The 763-nt window shown below is 76.5% G+C and carries 1 pseudogene; it reads right to left on the bottom strand.

From position 1 onward, the window contains the following. Positions 1–751, bottom strand: a pseudogene (locus tag OJ962_RS34215) (hypothetical protein); the annotation flags it as partial. Positions 752–763: the final 12 nt, after the last annotated feature.

Below are 763 nucleotides of genomic sequence, written 5' to 3'. Positions count from 1 at the left end.
CGGCCGCGGCGGCGGGATCGACCGGCGCGGCGGCCACGGGCGCCGCCACCGGCGCGGCGGCCGCCGCGGGCTGCGGCTGGGCGTTGAGCAGCTGGTTGGCCTCGGCCAGCCGCTCCTGGTAGCGGCCGCGGTACTGCTCGGCGGGGCGTTCGACGTCCGCGACCCACTCGCCGAACTGGCTCGGGTCGTCGACCGACTTGCCCGCGACGATCCGCTGCTTCTTGACCGCCTCGGCCTGGTCGAGGAACCACTTCATCTGCAGCTCGGGCTTCTCGGGGTAGCCGGCGTACGCGCCCTGGTTCCAGATGCCGACGCGCATCTGGAAGAAGCCGACCGAGTCCGCGTGGCCGTGGTTGAGGTTCTTGAGGCCGGACTCGACCAGCCCGGCCATCACCGGCAGCTGCGGCGGCAGCCCTCGCTCCTTCGCCTGCGCCGCCATCCACGCCGCGACCTGCTCCTTCGGCGCGTTGTCGCCGGGATAGGTGCTGGGGGCCGCGTCGACCGCCGCGGACACGTCGACGGCGGGCGCGGCCGCCGGCGCCGCGACGGCCGGCTGCACCACCGCGCCGCCGGGGAGCACGGGCGCCGCCGCAGCGACGGCCTTCGGCTTCTCGACCGCCGGCAGGAACGCCTGCGAATCGCTGCGGTCCGGCTCGCGGTCGGCGGACGCGGCCGCCGTGGCCTTGACCGCGGGCATGAACGCGTTCGACTGGCTCGGGTCGAAGGCCGGCGCGGCGGCCGCGGCGGCCACGGGCGCGCCTGG

This window comes from Solirubrobacter deserti (assembly GCF_027587175.1).
In the GTDB taxonomy this organism is placed as follows: domain Bacteria; phylum Actinomycetota; class Thermoleophilia; order Solirubrobacterales; family Solirubrobacteraceae; genus Solirubrobacter; species Solirubrobacter deserti.
The sequence above is the reverse complement of the archived record's forward strand: the minus strand, read 5'-3'. Positions and strand labels throughout refer to the sequence as shown.